Annotated in this window: 19 protein-coding genes and 1 pseudogene; 2 read left to right on the top strand and 18 right to left on the bottom strand. The window is 38.1% G+C overall.

What is annotated here, in order from left to right:
• Positions 1-10 precede the first annotated feature (10 nt).
• The 11 genes and pseudogenes from pknB to JOD29_RS07645 all read right to left on the bottom strand — a co-directional run bounded on the left by pknB (position 11) and on the right by JOD29_RS07645 (position 11,908).
• Positions 11-1,987, bottom strand: coding sequence for a Stk1 family PASTA domain-containing Ser/Thr kinase (pknB, locus tag JOD29_RS07695; RefSeq protein ID WP_124764056.1), 1,977 nt, complete (start codon positions 1,985-1,987; stop codon positions 11-13).
• A gap of 2 nt (positions 1,988-1,989) precedes the next feature.
• Positions 1,990-2,739, bottom strand: a complete 750-nt coding sequence (locus tag JOD29_RS07690) for a Stp1/IreP family PP2C-type Ser/Thr phosphatase (protein WP_124764057.1) — start codon at positions 2,737-2,739, stop codon at positions 1,990-1,992.
• Between the two features lie 5 nt (positions 2,740-2,744).
• Positions 2,745-3,881: a dual-specificity RNA methyltransferase RlmN gene (gene rlmN, locus JOD29_RS07685; RefSeq protein ID WP_124764058.1), complete on the bottom strand. Its 1,137-nt coding sequence runs from the start codon at positions 3,879-3,881 to the stop codon at positions 2,745-2,747.
• Positions 3,882-3,939: 58 nt separating this feature from the next.
• Positions 3,940-5,295: a 16S rRNA (cytosine(967)-C(5))-methyltransferase RsmB gene (gene rsmB, locus JOD29_RS07680; RefSeq protein WP_124764059.1), complete on the bottom strand. Its 1,356-nt coding sequence runs from the start codon at positions 5,293-5,295 to the stop codon at positions 3,940-3,942.
• Complete coding sequence (gene fmt / locus JOD29_RS07675; protein ID WP_124764060.1) at positions 5,292-6,233, bottom strand: methionyl-tRNA formyltransferase; 942 nt, start codon at positions 6,231-6,233, stop codon at positions 5,292-5,294. Before fmt ends, rsmB begins: the two co-directional genes overlap by 4 nt.
• 2 nt (positions 6,234-6,235) lie before the next feature.
• Positions 6,236-6,727 (bottom strand): peptide deformylase, encoded by a 492-nt coding sequence (def, locus tag JOD29_RS07670; protein ID WP_124764061.1) that lies wholly within the window; start codon positions 6,725-6,727, stop codon positions 6,236-6,238.
• A gap of 41 nt (positions 6,728-6,768) precedes the next feature.
• Positions 6,769-9,186, bottom strand: a complete 2,418-nt coding sequence (gene priA / locus JOD29_RS07665; protein ID WP_124764062.1) for a primosomal protein N' — start codon at positions 9,184-9,186, stop codon at positions 6,769-6,771.
• An 11-nt stretch (positions 9,187-9,197) separates the two neighbouring features.
• Positions 9,198-9,740 (bottom strand): annotated as a pseudogene (coaBC, locus tag JOD29_RS07660) (bifunctional phosphopantothenoylcysteine decarboxylase/phosphopantothenate--cysteine ligase CoaBC); the annotation flags it as partial.
• Positions 9,741-10,078: 338 nt separating this feature from the next.
• Positions 10,079-10,303 (bottom strand): DNA-directed RNA polymerase subunit omega, encoded by a 225-nt coding sequence (rpoZ, locus tag JOD29_RS07655; RefSeq protein ID WP_124764064.1) that lies wholly within the window; start codon positions 10,301-10,303, stop codon positions 10,079-10,081.
• 4 nt (positions 10,304-10,307) lie between these two features.
• Positions 10,308-10,925 (bottom strand): guanylate kinase, encoded by a 618-nt coding sequence (gene gmk, locus JOD29_RS07650; protein WP_124764065.1) that lies wholly within the window; start codon positions 10,923-10,925, stop codon positions 10,308-10,310.
• Positions 10,926-11,032: 107 nt separating this feature from the next.
• Positions 11,033-11,908, bottom strand: a complete 876-nt coding sequence (locus JOD29_RS07645) for a YicC/YloC family endoribonuclease (protein ID WP_124764066.1) — start codon at positions 11,906-11,908, stop codon at positions 11,033-11,035.
• A 467-nt stretch (positions 11,909-12,375) separates the two neighbouring features.
• On the opposite strand from JOD29_RS07645, the gene JOD29_RS07640 reads away from it, so the two are divergent.
• Both JOD29_RS07640 and JOD29_RS07635 read left to right on the top strand, forming a co-directional pair.
• A complete protein-coding gene (locus JOD29_RS07640) occupies positions 12,376-14,070 on the top strand; it encodes an Rqc2 family fibronectin-binding protein (RefSeq protein WP_124764067.1) in 1,695 nt (564 codons plus the stop codon).
• 274 nt (positions 14,071-14,344) lie between these two features.
• The gene (locus tag JOD29_RS07635; protein WP_124764068.1) at positions 14,345-17,542 is read left to right on the top strand and encodes a S8 family serine peptidase; all 3,198 of its coding nucleotides are present in this window, start codon (positions 14,345-14,347) and stop codon (positions 17,540-17,542) included.
• Positions 17,543-18,168: 626 nt separating this feature from the next.
• On the opposite strand, the gene pyrE is transcribed toward JOD29_RS07635, so the two are convergent.
• The 7 genes from pyrE to JOD29_RS07600 are packed head-to-tail and all read right to left on the bottom strand — an operon-like array spanning position 18,169 to position 26,752.
• The gene (gene pyrE, locus JOD29_RS07630) at positions 18,169-18,798 is read right to left on the bottom strand and encodes an orotate phosphoribosyltransferase (protein WP_124764069.1); all 630 of its coding nucleotides are present in this window, start codon (positions 18,796-18,798) and stop codon (positions 18,169-18,171) included.
• A gap of 4 nt (positions 18,799-18,802) precedes the next feature.
• Complete coding sequence (gene pyrF, locus JOD29_RS07625; protein WP_124764070.1) at positions 18,803-19,507, bottom strand: orotidine-5'-phosphate decarboxylase; 705 nt, start codon at positions 19,505-19,507, stop codon at positions 18,803-18,805.
• Entirely contained in the window at positions 19,507-20,418 is a 912-nt protein-coding gene (locus tag JOD29_RS07620) for a dihydroorotate dehydrogenase (protein ID WP_124764071.1), read from the bottom strand. Before JOD29_RS07620 ends, pyrF begins: the two co-directional genes overlap by 1 nt.
• Positions 20,415-21,188, bottom strand: coding sequence for a dihydroorotate dehydrogenase electron transfer subunit (locus tag JOD29_RS07615; protein WP_124764072.1), 774 nt, complete (start codon positions 21,186-21,188; stop codon positions 20,415-20,417). The genes JOD29_RS07620 and JOD29_RS07615 overlap by 4 nt, the downstream gene beginning before the upstream one ends.
• A complete protein-coding gene (gene carB / locus JOD29_RS07610) occupies positions 21,188-24,385 on the bottom strand; it encodes a carbamoyl-phosphate synthase large subunit (RefSeq protein ID WP_124764073.1) in 3,198 nt (1,065 codons plus the stop codon). The genes JOD29_RS07615 and carB overlap by 1 nt, the downstream gene beginning before the upstream one ends.
• Positions 24,378-25,478: a carbamoyl phosphate synthase small subunit gene (locus JOD29_RS07605; protein WP_124764074.1), complete on the bottom strand. Its 1,101-nt coding sequence runs from the start codon at positions 25,476-25,478 to the stop codon at positions 24,378-24,380. Before JOD29_RS07605 ends, carB begins: the two co-directional genes overlap by 8 nt.
• Positions 25,478-26,752, bottom strand: a complete 1,275-nt coding sequence (locus JOD29_RS07600) for a dihydroorotase (protein WP_124764075.1) — start codon at positions 26,750-26,752, stop codon at positions 25,478-25,480. The genes JOD29_RS07605 and JOD29_RS07600 overlap by 1 nt, the downstream gene beginning before the upstream one ends.
• Position 26,753: the final 1 nt, after the last annotated feature.

The following is a 26,753-nucleotide window of genomic DNA, read 5'->3' as shown; positions in this document are numbered from 1 at the left end:
TTATTCCTCCTTATTCCTTGAGTTCATCGTAGGAAATCGTTGCTTTTGAAATTTCCATCGAATCACGGACAATTCGGTATGCTGCTTTTTGTCCTTCTTCAATTTCTAATTGAATTTTGTACGTATAATCCTCTGTAATTTCAATTGTTTCAACTGGTTCTGACATTCGCCTGTTTTTATCTTCAATATAAATTTCAACAACCTGGGGTACACCTAATTCAATTGGTTCATAAGGGATCACAATGGAATTAACATACATTTTCACTTGTTTTGGTGCTGGCCCTTTAGAGAGAACAACTTTAACAGTTCCCCCTTCTTGAACTTGAGCATTTGCATGGGGATCTTGAGAAATCACACTGCCAGCAGGAACTGTGTCTGAATGTTCTTCACTTGACACTTCGATATTTAGGCCTGTATTCCGCTCATATTCACTAATCGCCGTTTGATTAAATCCATTTAAATCAGGTACTGTCACATATCGGACTCCCTCACTAATTGTTAAGGTCACAGTTGTATCTTCTGCTACAACCTTTTCACCAGCTTCAGGAGATTGGCCAATAATCGTTCCAGCAGGTTGATCGGAATGCTCGTATTCAAGCTCGATATCTTTAAAATCCATGTTATTTAAAACCGTTGTTACCTGATCAATTCCTTGTCCGATATAATCATCCATTTCAATTTCTTCATTGCCAATACTGATGATTAAATTAATTTTTGTCCCTTCAACACGGGTCAAACCAGCTTTTGGATCCGTCTTAATGACCAGCCCCTCTTCTACGTCATCAGAATTCTGCTCTCGTTCTTTTCCAATGACAAAACCTGCCTTTTCTAGGGTTTCTTTTGCCTCTTCTGGTTCCATATTTGCAACATCTGGAATTTCAATTGTTTTCGGACTCAACAAATTAAACAGTAATATCATCAAAAGTATGATAATCGCTATAGTTGCTGTAATAATGGCGGCAATCTTTTTTCGACTTCTTTTCTTGACAGTCTTTTCTGATTTTTCTTTACCTGTTGATGATTTATCTTTAGGTTTCTTACCAGTAGAGGACGCCAATACCTTTGTATTAGCAATTTCATTAACTGGCATACGGTCTTTGATTATTGGTATTGCTTTTGTTGCATCATCGTCAACAGGTGGCATAAATTTATGTTCATTTGAGCGACTTGGTGACAAAACAGTATCTAAATCTTCTTGCATTTCTTCTACAGAGTCATACCGGTGTGCTTCATTTTTAGCAGTCGCTTTTAACACTACATTTTCAAGTGCTTGTGGGATATTGGCATCAAAGGCTCTAACTGATGGCGTCTCAGCTTGTAGATGCTTTAATGCAATCGATACCGCTGACTCCCCCGAAAACGGGAGTTCACCAGTCAATAATTCATATAATACAATACCTAGAGCATAGATATCTGATTTCTTCGTTGCAATTCCACCACGTGCCTGTTCGGGAGATAAGTAATGGACTGTCCCAATCACAGAATTAGTTTTCGTATAGCTTGTTGCACTTGATGTGGTCGCAATCCCAAAGTCGGTAACTTTTAAATTTCCTTCCTGATCAACTAAGACGTTCTGTGGCTTAATATCACGGTGGATAATGTGGTTTTCGTGCGCATGTGCAATGGCAGAAGTAAGTTGTTTCATTATGTGAATACTTCGAGCAGGCGACAAAGGCGAAAACTCATTTATGTATTGCTTCAACGTTTTGCCTTTAACATATTCCATCACGATATAGTGCATATCATCGTCTTCATCGACATCATAGATACTGACAATATTCGGATGTGTTAGGCTTGTTGCAGATAAGGCTTCTCGTTGGAATCTACGGTGAAATTCTTCTTCGTTTGCTGCATCGTAACGTAAAATTTTAATAGCAACTTCACGGTTTAATATCATGTCATATGCTAAATATACATTGGACATTCCACCGCCACCAATGAGTTGCAATATTTTATACCGATCATTAATACGTTTTCCTATTAGCATTGTTACACCTCCTTATCTTTTGTTGATAATAAAATGATCGAAATATTATCTTCTCCTCCGCTATCATTTGCTAATTGAATTAGCTTTTTCCCCTTATCTGAAATAGACATTGGGAGTGTTATGATTGCTGCCATTTCATCTGTTGACAATTTATTACTTAACCCGTCGGAACAAATGAGTAAGTAGGAAGTTTCATTTAGATTTAATTCGTAAAAATCAGGTTCGATTGTTGGCTCTGTCCCAATCGCCTTAACAATGAAGTTTTTCTGCGGATGATTAACAGCTTCTTCTTCACTTATTTCTCCATTTTCAATCAATATATTGACATATGAATGATCTCTCGTAACAAGCTCAATCTTCTCTGTAGTAAAATTGTAAACTCGACTATCACCGATATGGCTTATTAAACAATTTAAGCCATCTATTAATACAGCGATTAATGTTGTCCCCATTCCTTCACAGTTTTTGTTTGTTAGAGAATGTTGATATATTTTTTCATTTAAGTCGGTGATGACATCAAACATCCAATCTTTCTTTTCACGCAAAGAATGAAAATTTTCAGGATCTGCTTTTAAAAAATGATTTTTCATTTCTTCAATGGCCATTTCACTTGCAACATCTCCTGCATTATGGCCACCCATGCCATCTGCTAAAATGGCAAGTTTATAACGATCGGGTCGCTCTATAAAGGCAACCCGATCTTCATTTACCGCACGTTTTTTCCCGATATCACTTTCAATTGTATACTTCACAGTGATCACCTCGTTTCTTGTGCTCTCTCTTTCGCTCGTAATTGACCACAAGCCGCATCAATATCTGACCCGTGTTCGCGTCGAATGGTTACATTAATTCCATTCTTTTTCAATACTTTTTCAAAAGCAAAAATTTGATTACGTGGTGTACGTACATAGTTACGCTCAGGTACATAGTTAACTGGAATTAAATTAACATGACATTTAATTCCTTTAATTAATTTCGATAGTTCTTCTGCATGTTCAACAGAATCATTTTCTCCACCAAATAATCCGTACTCAAAACTTACACGACGACCTGTTTTATCTGTGTAATAACGAATGGCTTCCATTAATTTATCAAGTTTATAAGCTTTTGCAATTGGCATTAACTGTTGACGTAATTCTTGGTTTGGTGCATGTAATGATAAAGCAAAGTTAATTTGTAATTGCTCATCAGCAAATTGATAGATTTTTGGGATAATCCCTGAAGTTGAAACTGTGATATGACGAGCCCCAATGTTTAAACCTTTTTCATGGTTAATCACTTTTAGGAAATTCATCATTGAATCATAGTTATCGAACGGTTCACCAATCCCCATGATTACAACATGGGATACGCGTTGGTCTACTTCATCTAAAGCTTGTTGTACTTTTACTACTTGCTCAACAATTTCACCAGCAAGTAAGTGGCGTTTTAATCCCCCTAGTGTAGATGCACAAAAAGTACATCCAATACGGCAACCAACTTGTGTTGTTACACAAACAGAATTTCCGTAATCATGACGCATTAAAACTGTTTCAATTGAGTACCCATCTTGTAATTGGAATAGGAATTTAATTGTGCCATCTTTCGACTCTTGTGAAATAATTGTTGAAAGAGTTGTAAGTGCAAAATTCTCATTTAATTTTTCACGTAATCCTTTTGAAAGGTTTGACATTTCTTCAAATGTTTTTACTCGTTTTTCATATAACCATTCAAAGATTTGCGCCGCACGGAAAGGTTTTTCACCATTTTCTTTTAACCACTCTTGTAATTCATCTAATCGTAATGAATAAATGGATTCTTTTAAATTTGGCTTTTCCTTCTTCTGACGACGGGGTTCTTTTTCTTCTACATGTTCAACTAAATCTAATATACGTTCTAATTTTTTATCCTCCATGATTGGTTGGATTCTCCTTTTTCGATGTCTATTTAAGCGAGGTCTCTCTTAGGAGAGGTTAGACGCTTTTTTTGCAAAATGCCGCTACAAAGAAGCCATCACTTCCAAAGTCTTGGGGAAAAACTTGTAACATTCCATTTTGTTGTTTTTCAATTAACTGTGTTGGTAAATGTTCAATTGGAACAAGTTCCATTTCTGGATGGGTTGTTAAAAAATCATTAACTGTTCCTTCATTTTCCACTTTATCAACCGTACATGTACTATATACGAGACGACCACCTGGTTTTAATACTTTCACTGCATTTTCCAGTAGTTCTAGTTGTATTGAATGAAGACTTTCTAAATCTTCTTCTCGTTTTGTGTATTTTATATCTGGTTTACGACGCATAACGCCTAACCCTGAACACGGTGCATCCACAAGTACGGCATCAAAAGATTCTTCCTGTAAAAAAGATGCGGCTTTTCGTCCGTCAATTGGTGCTGTTTGAATGATTTCAAGACCTAGACGCTCCACATTTTCATCAATTAAATCTAATTTATGTGGATGAAGATCTGTTGCTAAAATGGACCCATTATTATTCATTTTTTCTGCCATATGTGTTGTTTTTCCACCTGGTGCCGCGCACATATCTAGAACACGCCAGCCTGGTTGTGGATTTAACACATTAGCAGGTAACATGGAGCTTTCATCTTGAATTGTAATAAAACCCTTTTTAAATGCTTCTGTTCTAGATGCTTGCCCATTCGTTAAATAAATACATTCTGGAATTATGTCGCTTTGCTCAGCCTTAACACCATCTTCTTCAAGCAGAGCTAATACTTCGTCAACAGTTGTTTTCGTTGTATTGACACGCACCGTTTGAACGGGTGGCACATTATTTTCGCGCAACATCTCACTTGTATGGTCAAACCCATAAAACTCTACCCAGCGTGCAACGAGCCATTGTGGATGACTTGTTTCAATGGATAAACGCTCAATTGGGTCTTTGATTTCATCAACTGAACGAACACCTTTTCTTAAAATAGATCGCAACACACCGTTTACCATCGAAGCAATCCCTTGATGTCCACGACGTTTTGCAATTTCAACCGCTTCATTCACCGCTGCATGGGCAGGTATTCTTGATAAGTATTCCATCTGGTATAAAGATAGACGTAAAAGCCATCTTACCCAGAGGTCCACTTTCCCTCTGATAAAAGGTTCTAAAAAATAATCCAATGTGAATTTATGCTGCAACGTACCATACGTAATTTCTGTTAATAATGCGCGATCTTTTGGATCAATTTTGTACTTCTCAATTGTTTGATGCAGAAGTAGGTTACTATACGCTTGGTTTTTATCAACTGCAAGTAAAATGGATAATGCTGCGTCTCGAACGTTACCATTCCATATTTGCACTTTCTTTTTTGTCATTCAAAGAGGTCCCCAATCTGTAATTTTGAACCTGTACCTCGCAGGTAATCCTCGGCTGTCATACGTTTTTTTCCTGATGGTTGAAGGTCAAGAATGGCTAATGTCTTCCCGTCTCCTGTTGCAATTTCAAATCGATCTTTACCGATTTCCACAACAGTTCCAGGCTTCTGTTCTGTCGTAGTTTGTCCAACTTGTGCCCACCAGATTTTTACGTTTTCACCGTTGAGAGTTGTGTAGGCAACTGGCCATGGATGAAGACCGCGCACTTGATTGTAAAGCTTTCTTGCATCGTCTGACCAATTCATCCGTTCTTGCTCTCGTGATATATTATGTGCAAAAGTTGCTTGTTCTTCCTCTTGTTTCGTACGCTCATTTGTACCAGCAATAATAGATGGTACTGTCGCTTTTAATAAATCTCTACCAATGATACTTAATTTTTCGAACATACTACCAGTATGGTCTGTTTCTTCGATTTCAACTTCTTGTTGTGAAATAATATCGCCCGCGTCTAATTTTTCCTCCATATACATAATGGTTACACCAGTTTTCGATTCACCATCCAAAATGGATTGATGAATTGGTGCACCACCGCGATATTTTGGTAAAAGTGAGGCGTGAACATTGATACATCCTAAACGTGGTGCGTCTAATAATACTTTTGGAAGTATTTGACCAAAGGCAGCTGTCACAATTAAATCCGCGCCCAATTCAATAATTTCATCTAATTCAGTTGAATTACGTAGCTTCTCTGGTTGAATAACAGGTAATCCTAAGCGCACAGCTTCTTCTTTAACAGGAGGAGGTGTCATGACTTTTTTTCGTCCCACTGGTCGGTCTGGTTGAGTGACCACAGCTAAAATGTCATATCCTTCTTCGTGTAACATACGCAAAATCGGAACAGAAAAATGTGGTGTTCCCATAAAAACAATACGCGTCATCGTTATTCCTCCTCGCCGTACATCTCTGCTAATTCTTCTTCGGTTACTACTCGGATAATTTTCGAGTCAAATAAAACACCATCTAAATGATCAATTTCATGTAAAATGGCACGAGCATCAAAGTTGCCCGCTTCTAATTCATAAACTCTTCCTTCACGATCACAAGCTTCAATTTTCACGTATGTTGGTCGCTCCACTTCACCGAATAGACCTGGGAAACTTAAACATCCTTCGATATCTACTTCCTTACCGTCTACTATTAAAACAGTGGGGTTGATCATTTCTAGAACATCTCGTTCTTCACCTAGTTCAACTATTGCCACTCGTAATGGTACACCAATTTGAGGAGCTGCAATCCCAACCCCATCATGCTCAACCATTGTGTCATATAAATCATCTAATAATTGAATGATGTCTTCATTAATTTCGGTTACTTCTTCACATTTTTGTGTTAACACCGCTGCAGGGTGCTTTACAACTTCTTTTATTGCCATTGTTTAACCTCTTTCTATATATCTACCTTAGGCGCTCGTCCCTAGATTGTTGAAGGGTCTAAGTCTATTGTTAATATAATGCCTTTTTTAATCCAATCGGAACGGTAAAGCTTGATTAATTGCATTAACGTCGGGATCAATTTTGGTTCTATTTTGTATTTTATCAAACATTGATAACGATATCTATTTTGGAGGCGACTGATTCCAGCAACGGTTGGACCAATAATAGACACATTAAATGATAGATTTGACCGTAAATAATCTACAGACTTTTGTGCGTATTCAGCCGCCATCATTAAATCTTCGTGAGATACTTGAATTAATGCTAAATAATAATAAGGTGGGTACCCTGCTTGATGGCGCATTGTCATTTCAAGTTGATAGAATGGTTCATAGTGTTGCTCTTTTGATAATTCGATTGCATAATGCTCTGGTGTGTAAGATTGAATAACTACTTCGCCTGGTAAAGCACTACGCCCTGCTCTTCCACCTACTTGCGTTAATAATTGGAACGTCTTTTCAGCAGCACGATAATCTGGTAAATGCAATGAAGTGTCTGCACTAAGTACCCCAACAAGTGTGATGTTTGGAAAATCTAAACCTTTCGCAATCATTTGAGTCCCTAGTAAAATATCAGCATGACCTTCCCCAAAGGATTCAAGTAATTTTTCATGAGCTCCCTTTTGTCTAGTCGTATCCACATCCATTCGCAAGACTCTTGCCTCAGGAAATAGCTTTAGAATTTCTTCTTCCACTTTTTGTGTCCCTGTGCCAAAAAAACGTATATGATCGCTTTGACATTGCGGACACTCCCTTGGCACATGTTGTTCATATCCGCAATAATGACACTTTAATTTTTCATTCGAACGATGATATGTAAGGGATATATCACAATTTTCACATTGAACAACCGTACCACAATCGCGACATAATACAAATGAAGAATATCCTCGTCGATTTAAAAATAGGACAATTTGTTCTTTTTTATCTAGTCTAATTCGAATCGATTCAACTAGTTTTTCAGAAAACATGGAACGGTTTCCACTTTTCAGTTCTTCACGCATATCAACAATTTCCACAGTGGGTAATGATTGTTTTAAAGCGCGTTGCTTTAGGGTTAATAAAGTATAGACATTTTTCTGAGCACGGGCATAAGATTCAAGCGATGGAGTTGCACTTCCTAATAGGACCGGACAGTTATGGTATTCACTTCGCCAAATTGCTACGTCTCTTGCATGGTATCTCGGAGAATCTTCCTGCTTATATGTCGATTCGTGTTCTTCATCAAGTATGATTAATCCCACATTATCAAAGGGAGCAAAAATGGCGGAACGCGCACCCACTACAACTTTTACTTTCCCTTCATGTACTTTTCTCCATTCATCATACTTTTCACCGACCGATAAACCACTATGCATGACTGCCACTAGTTCACCGAATCTAGAGCGAAATCGTTCTGTCATTTGAGGTGTAAGTGATATTTCAGGAACAAGGACAATCGCTTCTTTGTCATCATTCAAACATTGCTGTATGGCTTGTAAATAAACCTCAGTTTTTCCACTTCCCGTCACTCCATGGAGTAAAAAGGTTTCCGGCTGCTTATTTTCCATTGAACTTGTTATTTTTTCAAGTGCGACGGTTTGTTCATCGGTTAAATGTAAGGACGTTGTTTTCTTAACTTCTTTTGTGAATGGATCACGATACACTTCTTGGTGGACAAATTTTGCTGCACCTAAATCAATTACTGCTTGTAACACAGCCATCGATGAATTTGTTTCAGTCAAAATGGTTTCAGGGTCCATCACTTTGCCGACATGTTGTATTAGCCATTCAACAAGCAACTTTTGTTTTTTTGCACGGTTAGAAATTTGAGCAGAGATTTCATTTAATTGATTCGCATCATCTGCAATTTTTACTTTACGAATTTCTTTTACATTCCCTTGTTGTTTGACTACATATTCTACCGCAAGGAGTTTATGAGAAATTGCCATCTTTAAAGTCTGCAGGAGATGAAGTTTTTCAAAAACTTTATAATTTACTCTCCCACTTTTTTTAAAATGCTCTTGTAAGTCAATTGGCAAGTTTTCAATATCGGTTTGCAATGTAACCATTTTTTCGTATTTCGCACGCAAAGCAGAAGGTAACATTACTTGTAATGCATCAATCTCAAAGCAAATTGTTTTATTTTTTAACCATTTGGCCAATTGTAGCATTTCAGTTGTTAACACCGGTTCAATATCTATGAGCTTAGTGACTTCTTTTATTTTATCAATTGGAACATCCGTGTCTTCCTTTAATCCAACGACAAAACCTAGTACATTTCGCGGTCCAAAAGGCACTTTCACACGACTTCCACATTCAATTAACGATTGCATTTGTTCAGGAACGAGATAGTCAAATGGCCGATCGACAGGATACGCCGCGACATCTACAATTACTTCAGCAATACGAAACGTCATTGCTTATACTCTTCACTTTCAAAAAACTCTTTCACAAGTTCGGTGATTTTTTCTGGCTCTTCTAATCGGCCTTTTCCAACATAGCCACATGCTAAAAACCCTTCAGATGGTTCGATAAAACGATAGCCATCCTCTGCTAATTGAGCAATATTGCGCTTAACGGCAGGGTGATCATACATATGTACATTCATGGCTGGTGCTAACCAAACTTGACTTGTTGTAGCGAGTAAAGTGGTCGTTACCATGTCATCAGCAATACCATTTGCTAATTTCCCTAAAACATTTGCTGTTGCCGGTGCGACAATCACTAAATCGGCCCAATCTGCTAAATTAATATGTGCAATCACGCTTGAATCTTTTTCGTCAAACGTATCGATATAAACATCATTTTTGGACATCACTTGAAAGCTTAAAGGTGTTACAAATTTTTGAGCTGACTGAGTCATGATGACTTTTACATTCGCACCTGCCTGACTTAGCTTACTGACGAGCGCGACAGCTTTATATACAGCAATACCACCCGAAACACAAAGTAATATCTTTTTGTTATGCATCCTTACTTTCACCCTTTCTAAGAAAAGTGGAGGTGGCTCGTTCAGGCTCGCGTCGTCGACAACGCAATACGCGCGTGCATTGTCGGCACTTGTACGTCCGTGTACTGCGGAGACTCCTCAATAAAGGTTCTTTTGATTCGAAGGAGGAGTCGAAGCCACGCGAGAGCCTAGCCACCACAACTAGACACTGTTCAAATTCCAAAAATTCCACTTTCTTTAATTCAAATGATAAGCTCCCAAAGAAAAATTCTCCGGGAGCTACTTTGTTCAATATTTTCATTCATTACTACTTAACTTATTACGTCAAGCAACAAAAATGGTGGAGCAAGTCAACCTAATTAGATTTCGTCCTCATAAACTGTAGACTCATCTTGTTTTTCTTTCGTAAGTGCACCAGAAGCTACTTCTTCTAATGCTTTCCCTACTGGTTTGTATGAAACATAACGAGATAATTTTTCATTACCTTCTTCTTGCATTTGACGAGCACGTTTTGAAGCAAGACTTACTAAAGAATATTTTGAATCAATTTTTTCCTTTAATGCATCGATTGATGGGTATAACATGGATTTATTCTCCTCTCAACATAGACAGATATATTTTTTCTACACGTTCACGACGACAATGCTCTGCAACAATAATTGCGTTAATTTTATCACATGCTTTTTGAATCTCGTCATTTTCTACAACGTAATCATATAAACTCATCATTTCTAGTTCTTCCCTAGCTGTTGCAATCCGCTTTTGAATGATGTCCTCTGTTTCAGTTCCACGTCCGATTAAACGGTTTTGCAATTCTGAGAGACTCGGTGGAGCTAAAAATATGAATAACGCTTCTGGCAACTTTTCTCGAATTTGTGCAGCTCCTTGCACCTCAATTTCTAAGAAAACATCTCGGCCTGCTTCAAGTGTTTCATTCACATAGGCTAGTGGTGTACCATAATAGTTCCCCACAAATTCAGCATGTTCTAGTAAGCCACCTTGTTCAATTAGCTCCTCAAACTCAACACGTGATTTGAAGAAATAATCTACACCATCTACTTCCCCTTCACGAGGTGCGCGAGTTGTCATCGAAATGGAGTATTCATAATTTGTGCCTGCTTGTGAAAATAATTCTTTACGTACTGTTCCTTTACCAACACCTGATGGGCCAGATAGAACAATTAATAATCCTTTTTGTTTTCTCATTGTTCTCACCTTCTCCCTCATTTCATGCAATTTAACCTAAAAATGTAGATTAACACAACATTTAGATCTATTCATCAAAAAATTTTCATTTTTTTAGTAATGATATTTTACTCAATATTTTGTACTTGTTCACGCATTTTTTCTAATACTGTTTTTGCTTGAACAACGGCAACAGATGCTCTAGTAGACTGATTTTTCGATCCAATGGTATTAATTTCACGTAACATCTCTTGCATTAAAAAATCGAGCTTTCGCCCAATTGAATTAGTTTCTTCTAATGTTTCTTCTAATTGTCTAAAATGACTAACTAATCTGTCAAGTTCCTCTGAAATATCAATTCTTTCAGCAAAAATGGCTACTTCGGTTAGAATACGGTCATCTATATCAGGTGAATTTGTTATTTCAGAAAGTCGCTCAATTAATTTCTCTCGATGTTTTTGAACGGATTCTGATGAAAATTCACGAATAAGCTGTATTTGTGTTTTTAGCTCCGAGTTAAATTGTAAGAATACATTTTTCAACTCTTGCCCTTCACGCTCACGCATTTCTCCTAAATGTTTTGCTGCCTCTCTAACTGCCTGATCTACAGCATTTAATAATTCTTCAGGAGATAATTCTTGCTTTTCATGAATGAGTGCTTGATCTAATAAAAACACTTCATGCATCGTCCATTTTTCATCAATTGGTACTGCTTTACATAGCTCATTTCTCGCTTCTTTATAAGCTTCTATTAGAGGCCAATTGACTTTAAAACTTTCTACCTCTTGCCCCATCGATTTTAGATTCACGACAACGTCTAATTTGCCTCTTTTAAACAATTTGGACAATATTTTTTTTGCGTGTATTTCAGCTTCAAGCCACTCTTTTGGAAACTTCGTATGTATTTCTAAAAATCGATGGTTCACAGAACGAACTTCAACCGTTAGTTGATAGTCATTCGTAGTTGTGACACCCCTGCCAAAACCCGTCATACTACGTACCAAGGTTCGTCACACCTTTCTTAACATACTATTCCAATTATATCACATGTTTAGAATTTTTAACGGTTATATATAGAAAAAAGTAGGATGAGATGCAATATATTTTAAAAAAATGATACTATATAAGAAATGCGGAGGTGGCTCGCCTAGGCTTACGTCGTCGAGAACGCAACATCGTGTTGCATCGTCGACATGACTCACATCGTGTAAGCCTCACGCACTGGCCGCAAAAAACGCCACGTCCTGTGGCATTTGCGGCACTTGTACATCCTTGTACTGCGGAGCTTCTGACTAGAGGGCGCTTTTTGCCCTCGCCGGAAGAAGTGAAGTGCGCGAGAGCCTAGCCACCGAAGCTAGACACAATAAACGAAGGAGCACGTTCATTGTGAGCTGCGACCTTGAATGTAAGTAGATGTAACTAGACAATGTTTAGTCGAAATAAAGAGTTTTTGAAAGAGTGGGGAAAATCAATGGCATTTGATGGATTATTTACCGTGGCAATGTGTAATGAGCTTAGTGGGCTCAAAACAGGCCGCATCACAAAAATTCACCAACCAAATGCGCTTGAAGTTGTATTACACATTCGAGCAAACGGTTCAAATCATAAATTATTATTTTCAATTCATCCTTCCTATGCACGTGTTCATTTAACGGAACAAGCAATTGAAAATCCTGCAGAACCACCTATGTTTTGTATGCTTTTACGGAAGCATTTAGAAGGTGGTTTTATTAGTGAAATTTCACATGATGGATTTGAACGTATGATTACATTCATCATTGAAAGTAAAAATGAAATTGGGGATCCTGTCGTTCGAAAATTGATCATTGAAGTCATGGGACGTCACAGTAATCTACTTTTAATTGATCAAGCAAATAATCGTATCATTGATAGTTTGAAGCACTTGCCACCATCTGTGAATAGTTACCGTACAGTGTTACCCGGGCAAGAGTATATCGCACCTCCTGCACAAAATAAACAGGAACCAACAACTGTTACAGATGGTGAAATAATCGACTTTTTTAAAGAGGAAAGAACGGCTAAAGAAGTTGTCTCTTATTTTAGTGGTTTTTCACCGATGCATGCAACAGAGCTTTTACATCGTTTAGGGAAAGAGCAAGACCCGATTTCTGTATTCAGAACTTTTGTTCAGGAAATCGTCTCAAGTAGCCACCCAACTTATATAGAAGTAGATGGTAAGAGTTACTTTTCACCTACTAAAATTACGCATTTAACAGGTCACGAAACTGCATTCAAAGACTTAAGCAACTTACTTGATCGAACATTTTTTGCTAAGGCAGAACGTGACCGTGTGAAACAACAAGCAGGTGATTTAGAACGCTGGTTACAAAATGAAATTAATAAACTTCATCTAAAAATGAAGAAACTCCAGAAAGATTTAGATCGCGCTTCCAAATTAGATAAGTTACAACTTTACGGTGAACTACTAATGTCGAATTTATATTTATTCGAAAAAGGAATGAAAGAAGTAACCGTTACAAACTATTACAGTGAAGATGGTGAACAAATTACGATTCCTATTAGCGAACGTAAAACACCCGTAGAAAATGCACAAAGCTACTATACAAAATATAATAAAGCCAAAAATGCACTTGTTATGGTGAAAGAGCAAATCGAGAAAACAGAACAGGAAATTCACTATTTTGAAATGCTATCTAACCAAGTTCAACAAGCATCACCGGCTGATATTGAAGAAATCCGTGAAGAATTAGCAGAACAAGGTTATCTGCGTATGCGAGCATCTAAGCGTAAGAAAAAGCCAACAAAACCAACACCTGAACAATATACTTCTTCAACAGGCATCTTAATTTCTGTTGGTAAGAACAATAAGCAAAATGATTATTTAACTTTCAAAATTGCTAAAAAATCAGATACTTGGTTACATACAAAGGACATTCCAGGGTCTCATGTAGTGATTCATTCGGATGATCCTGATGAAACAACGCTTTTCGAAGCAGCTACATTAAGTGCCTACTTCAGTAAAGCGCGAGATTCTTCTTCCGTTCCCGTTGATTATACGGAAATTAGGCAAGTGAAAAAGCCAAATGGATCAAAACCAGGTTTCGTTATTTACTTCGAACAAAAAACCCTTTACGTAACCCCTGATGAAGAACTGATATTAAAACTTAAAAAAGGTGCATCTTAACCATTTATAACTTCTATTCAAAGTGTAGATTAGTCACTATTGACGAAATCTACACTTTTTTTCTATGATCGCTCCCTCCCCTTTTCTTACTCCTCGTAAAAAATTATCAAAACATTTACGAATTAAATGAATCTATTATTATCCCAAAATGGTAATATATTAACATATCCAATTAATAGGAGGAATGATTTATAAATTCTATTTATATAGTACTTTTTTATCAATAATTTCAATTACATAATAATTAGAATTTGTTTAAAGAAGGAGGATTCATATGCGTAAATTAAGGTATATTATGCTCTTAACGCTCATATTTGTCTTATCATTTAGCACGACTGCTTTAGGGCAGAACTTTTCACCCACTAATAGCGATGAAATCACTACAGTTCAAGGTGAACAATCAAAAATAAGAGTTTCAGAAAAATTGGACAAATACAAAAATCCAAAGAAAAAGGTTCGAATAGTTGTTGAATTACAAGGGCCGACAACAGTTGAACAAGCAAAGAAAAAAGGTGTCAAATATAAAAAGATGCATCCCTCGGAAAGAAAAAAACTAGAAGCATCTGTTATTGTCGAACAGAAAAATGTTCAGGCTTCCATTAAATCTTCGTCCCCTTCTATTCATTATTTAGAAAACTTTACGACGATTTTTAATGGATTTTCAGCTGAAGTTGCAACAGAAGAGGTTGCAAAAATTGCTGCTACTTCCGGTGTTAAAACAATCTATGAATCTACTGAATACGAACGCCCAGAAGTAAAACCAGACATGAAGTATTCTAAAGAGCTAGTACAATCACAACGCGCATGGAATGAATATAATTTCCGCGGTGAAGGAATGGTCGTAGCAGTTATTGATACGGGGATTGACCCGACTCATCAAGATATGATTTTATCAGATGAGACGCCTGCTAAATTAACGAACACAGAAGTAAATGAACTTTTAACGAATGGAACAATCCAAAATGGACAATATTTTACTGCTAAAATTCCTTTTGGGTACAACTATATGGATGGGAATTATGATGTAATAGATTCAGGTACTATGCATGGGATGCACGTTAGTGGAATTGTTGCAGCAAACGGTGCTGAAGAAAACGGAGGCATTAAAGGGGTTGCTCCAGAGGCACAGCTATTAGCCTTAAAAGTTTTCGGAAATGATCTGACTAACACTTCTTCCTATAGTGACGTTTATGTAAAAGCAATCGACGACGCCATTAAACTTGATGCAGATGTCATTAATATGTCTCTAGGTACTCCTGCAGGTTTTGTAGATGACAACAGTCCAGAGCAACTTGCAGTCCAAAGAGCGATAGATGATGGTGTAATGGTTGTCACATCTTCAGGTAATTCAGACATGTATGGCTCAGGCTATCGTTATCCATATGCAGAAAATCAAGACTACGGAGTAACAGGTACACCTAACGTATCAAAAAATTCGATGGGTGTTGCATCATTTGAAAATAGTACGGTGACATCTTACGGTTTTTCTATTCATATTGATGATGTACCTTCTGGAGAGGCACTTTATTTATTAGCAAATGAAGCAAATCCAATGGACCTTTATTCTGGGGAAGTGGAAGTATTAGATGCGGAATATGGGGCAATTGATGAGTTTAGTGGTAAAGACTTCAATGGTAAAATTGCTTTAGCCTCTCGGGGTAAAGTTTCATTAGTGGAAATCGCGCTAAATGCACAAGCAGCAGGAGCAATTGGTGTCATTATTTATAATAATACACCTGGAATTATTAATATGCTTTCGGATCCTGCAATCAAAATCCCATATATGGCCATTCTTCAATCAGATGGTTTAGCAATAAAAGCAGCTCTTAAAGAACAGAAACCTGTCACAATTTCATTTGATGGTGCAATCTTACATACACCTAGCTTAACAGCAGGGAAAATGAGTGCTTTTACTTCATGGGGTCCAACACCAAATCTAGATTTCAAACCTGAAATCACAGCACCAGGAGGTAACATTTTCTCTACATTAAATAATAATCAATACGGCATTATGAGTGGGACTTCCATGGCTGCTCCTCATGTGGCTGGCGGCAGTACATTGATTTTACAAAGAATAAGTGAAGAATTTAATGTGAGCGGTGCTGAAGCTGTTTTACTTACGAAAAATCTATTAATGAATACAGCTTCACCAATTGAGTTTCAGCAAGGTCAATATGTTTCTCCACGTCGTCAAGGCGCGGGATTAATGCAATTAGCAAATGCACTTGTTACAGATGTTATCGTTACAAATAAAGAAACAAATGAAGCGAAGGTTGCTTTAAAAGAAATAGCAAACAATCAATTTACCTTTACGTTAGTAGCGAAGAACTTTTCAAATGAAGAAAAAACATTCGTGGTTAATACACAGATTCAGGTAGATACACCACTTAATGCACAGAATGGTATTTTTGTGAATGCACCTAATCTTTATGGTCAAATTGTCTTAACAAAAGAAGATATTGCGATTAATTCACCAGAAAAAATCACAATTCCAGCAAACGGAACAGTAAACATTCCTGTATCTGTTGATTTGTCTAGCATTGCTGAACAGCTTACAGCTTTTTACCCGAATGGTTTCTTCGTTGATGGTTATGTCACATTAACTGATCCGAATGAAGACATCACAGGAAATGTTCCGTTAAGCGTACCGTTTTTCGGCTTTAACGGGGAATGGGATCGTGCTCCAATTTTCGATTACTTCGCATGGGAGCCAAAAACATTTTGGGGATATACTGCCTTAGCTGACGAACAAGGGAACTTTATTACGGGTGGGGGTACCTTTGACTCAACTCGCTTTGGATTCTCGCCAAATAATGATGGTGTACGGGATTACGCAATACCTGTATTCTCCTTATTCCGAAATGCAAAAGAGTTAAAAGTTGAAGTGTTAGATTCTAAAGGTGAAGTGATACAAACAGTTAGAAATACGAATAATGTAGCAAAGAATTATAGTTTAGCAACTCCATACACATTTATTCCTGAAAACGGCTGGGATGGAAGAGTAAATAACAAAGTAGCAAAAGATGGAGATTACTTCCTCCAAGTAAGTGGTGTAATCGATTATGCAGGAGCAGATTGGCAATCCATTCGCTTCCCTGTCAAAGTGGATACAACTGCACCAAAGGCTACTGTTGAATTAAATGATAATAAAACAATTTTACTTTCGAATATTGACGATGGTGATGTAGGTACTGGTATTGAATATTGGCAAGTGTATGTAAATAACGTAGCTGTATCGGATCAACTTAGTAAAGAGACGGTTTCCTTTACTTTACCAAATTCATTGACGAAAAAAGATGTAGTAAATGTTCGATTAATAGACGCCGCAATGAATCAGTCAGAATATATTCTAAAAACTTCAAAACCAAACAATGGCAATGGCAATGGCAGTGGTAATGGGAATGGCAATGGGAAAGGCAGCAGCAATGGTAACGGCAATGGTAATGGACCTGTGAAAAATAACAGTAAATAATTCACTAGCGTTTTCTTACTCTCCCAATCCAGAGTTGATTTATATTTTTTTAGGATGAAGACCTTGAAGAGTGTAATTATACTCTTTAGGGTCTTCTTTATTCAGGCATTGGTGTTCAAGTTCCGTAAAGAATACTCATGAGAAATGAACTTCATTAGCATTAGGTATATGAATAACAAATCTTCGTCAGCGGGCTTATGAAGAGGAAAACTCTTTGTAAACTCATCCGCAATCCGCTTCATCAAGTCTATGAAACCTCCATGATGCAATCTACAATGTTCCCCCCTCTTTAAACCACAAAATTTGTCTTTGTTCACATTAAAAAAGCTATGGAATTAAGTAATTCCATAGCTTTTAATTCTAAGAGATTTCTCGTTGTAGCTCCTTCTCGAAAGAAGTAACTACCATGCCTCCCTAATTTATGTTCTCAGGATTTAAAGTTTCCCCACTATAAGATTCACAGTGTTCCTACGCGCTCCTCTTGTCGTAGCTCTCACGGTTTTTCATCTTCTTGTGATTATTTTAACTCTCCGCATTCAACTTCGCGGTGTGGCTGACGCTCCGCTTTCGCCACAGCTCTAAATTGGGATAGAGTGACTACAACGTTATATTAATTTCCTAGTGACTTACAATTCCCCAGCCTTAAGCTTCGCATGCCAGTCCTTCAGGAACGGAATGTTTTCTTCTGTGATTGCGCCTGTTTCTGTTGCTGCTTCAATTAAGTAATCAAAGTTTGTTAAGCTTACATATTTAACTCCAGCATCATCAAATGCTTGTTCTGCGCGTGGTAGGTTATATGTATAAACGCAAACGACACCTACTACTTCACAGCCTGCAGCACGTAATGCTTCAACTGCAGTGATTGATGAGCCACCTGTTGAAACGATGTCCTCCACAACAACTACTTTTTGGCCAGTGCTAATTTTACCTTCGATTTGATTACCACGGCCGTGTTCTTTTGCTTTTGAGCGTACATAAACCATTGGTAATTCTAAAAGATCAGCTACCCAAGCTGCATGTGGGATTCCAGCAGTTGCTGTTCCAGCTACTACTTCTGTATCAGGGAAGAATTCTTTTATGTTTTGAGCTAACCCATTTGCAAGTTGTTTACGAATGATTGGATCTGAAATAGTCAAGCGAGTATCACAGTAAATTGGTGATTTTATTCCTGACGCCCAAGTGAATAAGTCAGTAGGATTTAATTCAACCGCTCCAACTTGTAACATTGCTTTTGCGATTTCTTTTTGTAATGTCATGATGTTATTCCCCCCATAATTTGCTAACATTTCGATATGCTGAAACTGGATCTTGCGCACCTGTAATCGCTCTTCCTACGACAATTAATGAAGAGCCATCTTTTTTGGCACCATCTGGCGTTGCAATCCGTTTTTGATCGTGCGCTTCCCCACCAGCTAAACGAATCCCTGGTGTCACACGTAAGAAAGACTCACCACATAAATCACGAATGGCTGCTGCTTCATGTACTGAGCAGACAACACCATCTAATCCTGCGTGTTTCGTAAGTTCTGCGTAATGTAAGACTGATCCTAATAGTGATAAATTAATTTTTTGTTCTAATTGCATTTGTTCTTCTGTTGTTGATGTAAGTTGTGTGACTGCAATTAATGAAGGGCGCGTTTTACCTGCTGGTGTACCTGCCTCAAGACCTTCAAGTGCCCCTTCCATCATTGCTCGTCCACCAGCTGCATGAACGTTTACTAAGTCAACACCTAAACCTGCTAGGCGTTTCATTGCAGACTTTACTGTGTTTGGAATATCATGCAACTTTAAGTCTAAGAAAATTTCGTGACCCGCCTCTTTCACTTTTTCGATGATTGTCGGGCCTTCTTGATAATAAAGCTCCATCCCGATTTTTACGAATAGTGGTTCATCGAAATGATTCAAAAAAGTAAATACTTCTTTTTCACCTGGAAAGTCTAGGGCAATGATTGGCTTGTTACTCATTAGCGGTGGCTCCTTCCGATGATTTCTTTAATATGCTTCACACCTAGCTCCTCTAATTTTGCAGGAAGAGCTTCAATAATATTTGGACATACGAAAGGATCTACAAAATTTGCTGTTCCAACTGCCACAGCCGATGCACCTGCAGACATGAAATCAATCACGTCTTGCGCATTTGTCACGCCACCCATCCCGATAATCGGAATATTGACTGCTTTATATACTTCATAAACCATGCGAATGGCAACAGGTTTTACGGCTGGACCTGAAAGACCGCCTGTTCCATTGGCAATAACCGGTTTCCCTGTGCGCTCATCTAAACGCATACCAACTAATGTATTGATCATGGTAATTCCGTCTGCACCGCCTGCTTCAACCGCTTTTGCAATTTCAACGATATCCGTTACATTTGGTGATAACTTCACATAAACTGGCACTTTCGAAACAGCCTTAACTGCTTCGACTAATTCGCGAGCAATGACAGGATCTGTACCGAAAGTGATTCCCCCGTGTTTTACATTCGGACATGAAATATTAAGTTCTAATGCTTTTACGTTCGGAGCTGTTGAAATGCTTTCAGCCACTTGTACGTAATCTTCAGTTAAAGTACCTGCTACGTTAGCAATAATCGGAACATCATATTTTTCAAGGAACGGAAGCTCTTGCTTCATTACTTTTTCAAGTCCTGGATTTTGTAAACCGATTGCATTTAACATACCTGCTGGAGTTTCTGCCACACGTGGAGTTGGATTTCCCAAACGTGTTTCAACTGTTGTCGCTTTAATCATGATTGACCCAAGCACTGATAAATCATAAAGCTGCGCATATTCTCGGCCAAAGCCAAAGCAGCCTGATGCTGGCATAATTGGGTTTTTTAAATCTAATCCTGGAAGCTCGACATTGATTCGACTCATAATTCCACCACTCCTTTCGGGAATACTGGACCATCAGAGCAAACTTTTACGTAATCCTTTTCAGTGTTCTCTGTTGTTTTGCAAATACATGCGAAACATGCACCTATGCCACAGCCCATACGTTCTTCAAACGACAGAAATCCAGGTTTTTCAGGATAAAATTGTTCAAGCGCTCTTAACATCGGTAGTGGTCCACATGAATAGAACACGTCGAACTCTGGTTGTAACTCTTCAAGTAAATCTGTTACAAAACCTTTCGTTCCCTTTGTTCCATCAACTGTTACAAAATGTGTTTCGCCTAATGCAGAAAATTGTTCTTCATAGAATGTTACATTTTCTGTTGCAAATCCAAATACATGGATTGTACGAACGCCACGTGCATTTAATTGCTTTGATAACTCATAAAGTGGTGGTACTCCGATTCCTCCACCCACGAGAAGTGCTGTTCCGCCTTCAGTAGCTGCTTCTGCAGAGAACCCATTGCCTAGAGGACCAAGCACATCAACCTCATCGCCAACTTGTTTTTGAGATAAAATTTGCGTTCCACGACCTTCAGCACGATAAATAATCGTACACTCACTCGCTTCACAATCTATTGATGCAATACTTATAGGACGTCTTAATAACGGTTCAAACGAATCAGATACGCGAACATGAACAAATTGTCCAGGATTCATATCCTGAACAATTTCTCCTTGCAATACTAGTTCATATATATGATGTGCAATTTCCACTTGTCGAACGACCGTCATTCGTTCTTGTCGAATCATTAATGAACTACCTCCGCTTTTGGCATTTCTTCTGCTGTAAATGTCATCGATTCAATTACGCTGATCAGTGCGGCAGCCGTATCTAGTGATGTTAAACATGGCACGCCATTTTCTACTGATTCACGACGGATTCGGAATCCATCACGTGCAGGTTGTTTACCTTTTGTTAGTGTATTCACAACTACTTGCGCTTCGCCATTTTGGATTGTATCGATTAGTGTTGTACCTTTAGCACCGATTTTACCCACTACATCTGTACGAATACCTGCTTGTTCAAAGGCTTTTGCTGTACCTTCTGTTGCCATAATTCGGTAGCCGACAGTTGAGAAGCGTTTTGCTAAGCTAATTGCTTCTTCTTTATCTTTATCTGATACTGTAAATAATACTGTACCGTGTGTTTTTATTTCCATTCCTGCAGCAACTAAGCCTTTGTATAAAGCTTTTTCAAGTGTTGCATCTTTACCCATTACTTCACCAGTTGATTTCATTTCAGGTCCTAATGTAATGTCGACACGACGTAGTTTTGCAAAGCTGAATACTGGTACTTTTACGAATACGCCTTTTTGTTCTTGTGCAAGACCAGTTGGATAACCTTGTTCCACAATAGATTGACCTAAAATTGCTTTTGTTGCAATGTTTGCCATAGGGATGTTTGTAATTTTACTTAAGAATGGTACTGTTCTAGAAGAACGTGGGTTTACTTCAATTACGTACACTTCACCATTAGAGATTACATATTGGATATTCATTAATCCAACGATCTTTAACCCTTTTGCAAGTCTTGTTGTATAGTCGACAATTGTATCAATTTGTGTTTGCGTTAATGTTTGTGGTGGATATACAGAAATCGAGTCACCAGAGTGTACTCCTGCACGTTCAATATGTTCCATAATACCTGGGATTAATACATTTTCACCATCACAAATTGCATCAACTTCAATTTCTTGACCAGTTAGGTAACGGTCAACAAGTACTGGATGATCTGGAGATGCTTCTACAGCATTTTCCATGTAATGTTTCAACTCATCTTCGTTATAAACGATTTCCATTGCACGACCGCCAAGTACGTATGAAGGGCGAACTAGAACTGGGAACCCAAGTTTACGTCCGATTTCTAATGCTTCATCTGTTGATACGGCTGTATCACCTTGTGGTTGTGGAATGTCAATCTCATGTAAAGCTCGTTCGAATTTATCACGGTTTTCTGCACGGTCAATATCTTCTAAGCTTGTTCCTAGAATTTTCACACCGTTTGCTGCTAATTTATCAGCTAAGTTGATCGCTGTTTGGCCTCCAAACTGAACTACTACGCCAACTGGTTTTTCTAAATCGATGATGCTCATTACATCTTCAATTGTTAATGGCTCAAAATATAGTTTATCTGAAATTGAGAAGTCTGTTGAAACTGTCTCTGGGTTTGAGTTAATGATAATTGCTTCATAACCTGCTTCTTGAATCGCCCATACTGAGTGAACTGTTGCATAGTCGAACTCAACACCTTGACCGATTCGAATTGGTCCAGAACCTAGTACTACAACTGATGGTTTGTCAGTTACAACTGATTCGTTTTCTTCTTCATACGTACTATAGAAGTATGGTGTTTCAGATTCGAATTCTGCAGCACAAGTATCAACCATTTTATAAACTGGCACGATACCTTGTTCTTTACGTAGTGCGTAAATTTCTTCAGGTTTAGTCCCCCAAAGTTCTGCGATTTTTTGATCTGCAAAGCCCATGCGTTTTGCTTTATATAATACATCTGTATCATTTTTGTTTTCAGCAAGTGTTGTTTCCATATTCACGATATTTTGTAGTTTGTTTAAGAACCATAAATCAATTTGTGACCATTCATGGATTTTTTCTACCGTTACACCACGACGAAGTGCTTCACCGATGAAGAATAAACGCTCGTCCCCTGCTTTACGGATACGTTTTTCAATCCAGTTATCAGAGTTTTCTTCTGCATTTTTAAGATCGATATGAATATGACCAGTTTCTAATGAACGTACCGCTTTTAAAATTGACTCCTCAAATGTACGTCCAAGTGCCATTACTTCACCTGTCGCTTTCATTTGAGTACCTAAATTTCGTTTTGCTGATTCGAATTTATCGAATGGCCAACGTGGAATTTTAGCCACAATGTAGTCAAGAGCTGGCTCGAAATCTGCATAAGTTGAACCAGTTACTGGGTTTTTAATTTCATCTAATGTAAGTCCTACTGCAATTTTGGCTGCAAGTTTTGCAATTGGGTAACCAGTTGCTTTTGAAGCTAATGCAGATGAACGTGATACACGCGGGTTAACTTCGATTACATAATAGTTAAAGCTGTATGGATCAAGCGCTAATTGTACGTTACATCCACCTTCAATTTTAAGTGCACGGATAATATCTAATGAGATATTACGTAGCATTTGATATTCGCGGTCTGAAAGTGTTTGAGATGGTGCTACTACGATTGAATCCCCTGTATGAATACCAACTGGGTCGAAGTTTTCCATGTTACATACAACGATGGCATTGTCTTTTGAGTCGCGCATTACTTCATATTCAATCTCTTTGTATCCCGCGATAGATTTCTCAAGTAAGCATTGTGTTACAGGACTATATTTTAAACCGCTTGTTACGATTTCCTCTAACTCTTGGTCGTTGTTACAGATCCCGCCACCAGTACCACCTAGTGTGAAGGCAGGGCGAACGATTACTGGGTATCCAATTCTTTGTACAAAAGCTTTTGCTTCGTCTAAATTATGGATGATATCAGATTCAGGAACTGGTGCTCCTAGTTCATACATTAAATTACGGAATAAATCACGGTCTTCTGCTTTATTGATTGCATCTAATTTTGTACCTAAGATTTCGATTCCTAACTCGTCTAGAATTCCTGAGTTATCTAATTCAATTGCCATGTTTAATCCTGTTTGACCACCTAATGTAGGTAGGATGGCATCTGGGCGTTCTTTACGAAGAATACGAGAAACGAATTCTAAAGAAATTGGTTCAAGATAAACTTTGTCTGCAATTTCTGTGTCTGTCATGATTGTTGCAGGGTTAGAGTTAATTAAGATTACTCGGTAGCCTTCCTCTTTTAAAGATAGACATGCTTGTGTTCCTGCGTAGTCAAATTCTGCTGCTTGTCCGATGACGATTGGTCCTGATCCGATTACTAAAATAGTTTCTATATCTGTACGTTTAGGCATGTTGTTTCCCTTCCTTTGCGTGTGCTTCCATCAATTCAATAAATTCATCAAATAAGTGATTTGAGTCTTCTGGCCCTGGTGACGCTTCTGGGTGATATTGAACTGTGAAAACTGGGTGTTTTGTATGTCTTAAACCTTCTACTGTGCCATCATTTAATGCAACATGTGTTACTTCTAAATCTGTGCCTTCTAATGACGATTCATCTACAGCATAACCATGGTTTTGAGAAGTTAATTCTGTTCTTCCAGTGCGTAAGTCTTTTACCGGATGGTTTGCACCTCGGTGTCCAAATGGTAGTTTAAACGTTTTAGCACCACTCGCTAAAGCAAATAATTGATGACCTAGGCAAATACCGAAGATTGGCACTTTTCCAATTAGATTGGCAATTGTTTCGATTCCTACCGTTACATCTGCAGGGTCCCCAGGTCCATTTGAAAGCATAATGCCATCTGGATGCCATGCTAGAATTTGATCGGCAGGTGTATTATAAGGAACAACTAATACATCACAATCACGCTTATTAAGTTCACGTAAAATTCCGTGTTTCATTCCAAAGTCTAATAATACAACACGTTTTCCGCGTCCTGGGCTTGGGTATGCAGCTTTTGTTGAAACGTCTGCTACATGGCTTCTCAATAATGGCGTTGCTTTTAATGTTGCTACGATTTCCTCAACATTCACTTCTTCGCAAGCCGCTGTTAACATCGCACGAACTGCACCTTTTGAACGGATGATTCGAGTTAATTTACGAGTATCGATCCCTTGAATACCAGGAATGTTTTGTGATACTAAATAATCATTTAATGAAAGGTCACAACGGAAATTTGATGGTTCTTGAGCTAATTCTCTACAAACCAAGCCACGAACAGCTGGCGTAATTGATTCGAAATCATCGCGGTTAATTCCGTAGTTTCCGATTAATGGGTATGTGAATGTGACAATTTGTCCGTAGAAAGAAGGGTCAGATAATGTTTCTTGGTAGCCTGTCATCCCTGTTGTAAATACAACTTCACCTTGGGAAGCTTGTTCGCTACCGAACGCTTCACCTGTAAATACTGTACCGTCTTCTAAAATTAATAGTCGTTTTTTCATTATTTTGCCTCCTCATAGACGATGTTGCCTTCAAAAATAGTCATTACTGGCCAACCTTTTGCAACCCAACCGTTAAATGGTGTATTGCGCCCTTTAGATACAAACTCTTCCGTCTGTACTCTATGTTCTTTATTTAAATCAATAAGAACTAAATCTGCCGAAGCTCCTACTTCAATTTTCCCATAAGGTAAGTCAAAGATTTGAGCTGGCTTGATTGACATCCAATCAATTAATTGCTTTAACGTCCATTTCCCAGTTTCGACGAATTGTGTATATAGCAATGGGAATGCTGTTTCAAATCCGACGATACCGAATGGTGCACCTACCATACCACAACATTTTTCTTCCTCCGTGTGAGGTGCATGATCCGTTGCAATACAGTCTATTGTTCCATCAAGTAGTGCAGCGTGTAATGAATCTTTATCATCTGCTGCACGCAGTGGCGGATTCATTTTCCAGTTTGCATCATCACTTGGAATGTCCATTTCTTCAAGTAATAAGTGATGCGGACAAACTTCTGCAGTGACGCGGATTCCAGCAGCCTTTGCATCACGTACAGCACGTACAGATTCTTTTGTTGATACGTGACAAACATGATATCGAGCACCTGCTGCTTCTGCTAATAAAACGTCTCGTGCAATTTGTACGGACTCACAAATGGATGGGATACCTGGTAGTCCCAGTTCTTTATTACGTTTTCCTTCATGCATTACACCATCGTAAATTAATGAGTTATCTTCACAGTGTGCCACGACAACCGCATCAACTTTTGCTGCATCTTTCATTTGCTCATACATTGTTGATGCTAATTGTATTCCTACTCCATCATCTGAAAATGCAACTGCACCTAGCTCTTTTAATTCTTTAATGTTTGTACGTTTTTCCCCAGCTTCAGCAACAGTTAGTGATCCATAAGGTAACACACGAACAACTGCGCTTTTTTCGATTAAACTATTTATTAATTGCAAGTTTTCAACCGAATCAGGTACTGGTTTTGTATTTGGCATTGCACAAATCGTTGTAAATCCACCTTTTGCTGCTGAACGAGAGCCTGTTTCAATTGTTTCTTTATGTTCAAATCCAGGTTCACGTAAATGTACGTGAAGATCGACAAATCCTGGAGAAACTAATAATCCGTTACCTTCGATTACTTCCGCCCCTTGAGGAAGGTCGCTTCCAATGTCAGAGATTTTTCCATTCTGTATTGTAATACTTGTTAATACTTGTTCACCTTGCTCGTTTACCATTTGTACATTTTGAATATATTTCAACATC

This window comes from Lysinibacillus composti, from assembly GCF_016908465.1.
GTDB lineage: Bacteria > Bacillota > Bacilli > Bacillales_A > Planococcaceae > Ureibacillus > Ureibacillus composti_A.
Note: the sequence above shows the minus strand (reverse complement) of the source record. Positions and strands in the feature narration are given on the sequence as shown.

What these genes read in the sequence shown, in the direction of transcription:
- pknB (WP_124764056.1), bottom strand. Translation starts at nt 1,987, where the DNA reads ATGCTAATAGGAAAACGTATTAATGATCGGTATAAAATATTGCAACTC.
- rlmN (WP_124764058.1), bottom strand. Translation starts at nt 3,881, where the DNA reads ATGGAGGATAAAAAATTAGAACGTATATTAGATTTAGTTGAACATGTA.
- rsmB (WP_124764059.1), bottom strand. Translation starts at nt 5,295, where the DNA reads ATGACAAAAAAGAAAGTGCAAATATGGAATGGTAACGTTCGAGACGCA.
- fmt (WP_124764060.1), bottom strand. Translation starts at nt 6,233, where the DNA reads ATGACGCGTATTGTTTTTATGGGAACACCACATTTTTCTGTTCCGATT.
- def (WP_124764061.1), bottom strand. Translation starts at nt 6,727, where the DNA reads ATGGCAATAAAAGAAGTTGTAAAGCACCCTGCAGCGGTGTTAACACAA.
- priA (WP_124764062.1), bottom strand. Translation starts at nt 9,186, where the DNA reads ATGACGTTTCGTATTGCTGAAGTAATTGTAGATGTCGCGGCGTATCCT.
- rpoZ (WP_124764064.1), bottom strand. Translation starts at nt 10,303, where the DNA reads ATGTTATACCCATCAATCGATGCATTAAAGGAAAAAATTGATTCAAAA.
- gmk (WP_124764065.1), bottom strand. Translation starts at nt 10,925, where the DNA reads ATGAGAAAACAAAAAGGATTATTAATTGTTCTATCTGGCCCATCAGGT.
- JOD29_RS07640 (WP_124764067.1), top strand. Translation starts at nt 12,376, where the DNA reads ATGGCATTTGATGGATTATTTACCGTGGCAATGTGTAATGAGCTTAGT.
- JOD29_RS07635 (WP_124764068.1), top strand. Translation starts at nt 14,345, where the DNA reads ATGCGTAAATTAAGGTATATTATGCTCTTAACGCTCATATTTGTCTTA.
- pyrE (WP_124764069.1), bottom strand. Translation starts at nt 18,798, where the DNA reads ATGACATTACAAAAAGAAATCGCAAAAGCAATGTTACAAGTTGGAGCG.
- pyrF (WP_124764070.1), bottom strand. Translation starts at nt 19,507, where the DNA reads ATGAGTAACAAGCCAATCATTGCCCTAGACTTTCCAGGTGAAAAAGAA.
- JOD29_RS07620 (WP_124764071.1), bottom strand. Translation starts at nt 20,418, where the DNA reads ATGAGTCGAATCAATGTCGAGCTTCCAGGATTAGATTTAAAAAACCCA.
- JOD29_RS07615 (WP_124764072.1), bottom strand. Translation starts at nt 21,188, where the DNA reads ATGATTCGACAAGAACGAATGACGGTCGTTCGACAAGTGGAAATTGCA.
- carB (WP_124764073.1), bottom strand. Translation starts at nt 24,385, where the DNA reads ATGCCTAAACGTACAGATATAGAAACTATTTTAGTAATCGGATCAGGA.
- JOD29_RS07605 (WP_124764074.1), bottom strand. Translation starts at nt 25,478, where the DNA reads ATGAAAAAACGACTATTAATTTTAGAAGACGGTACAGTATTTACAGGT.
- JOD29_RS07600 (WP_124764075.1), bottom strand. Translation starts at nt 26,752, where the DNA reads ATGTTGAAATATATTCAAAATGTACAAATGGTAAACGAGCAAGGTGAA.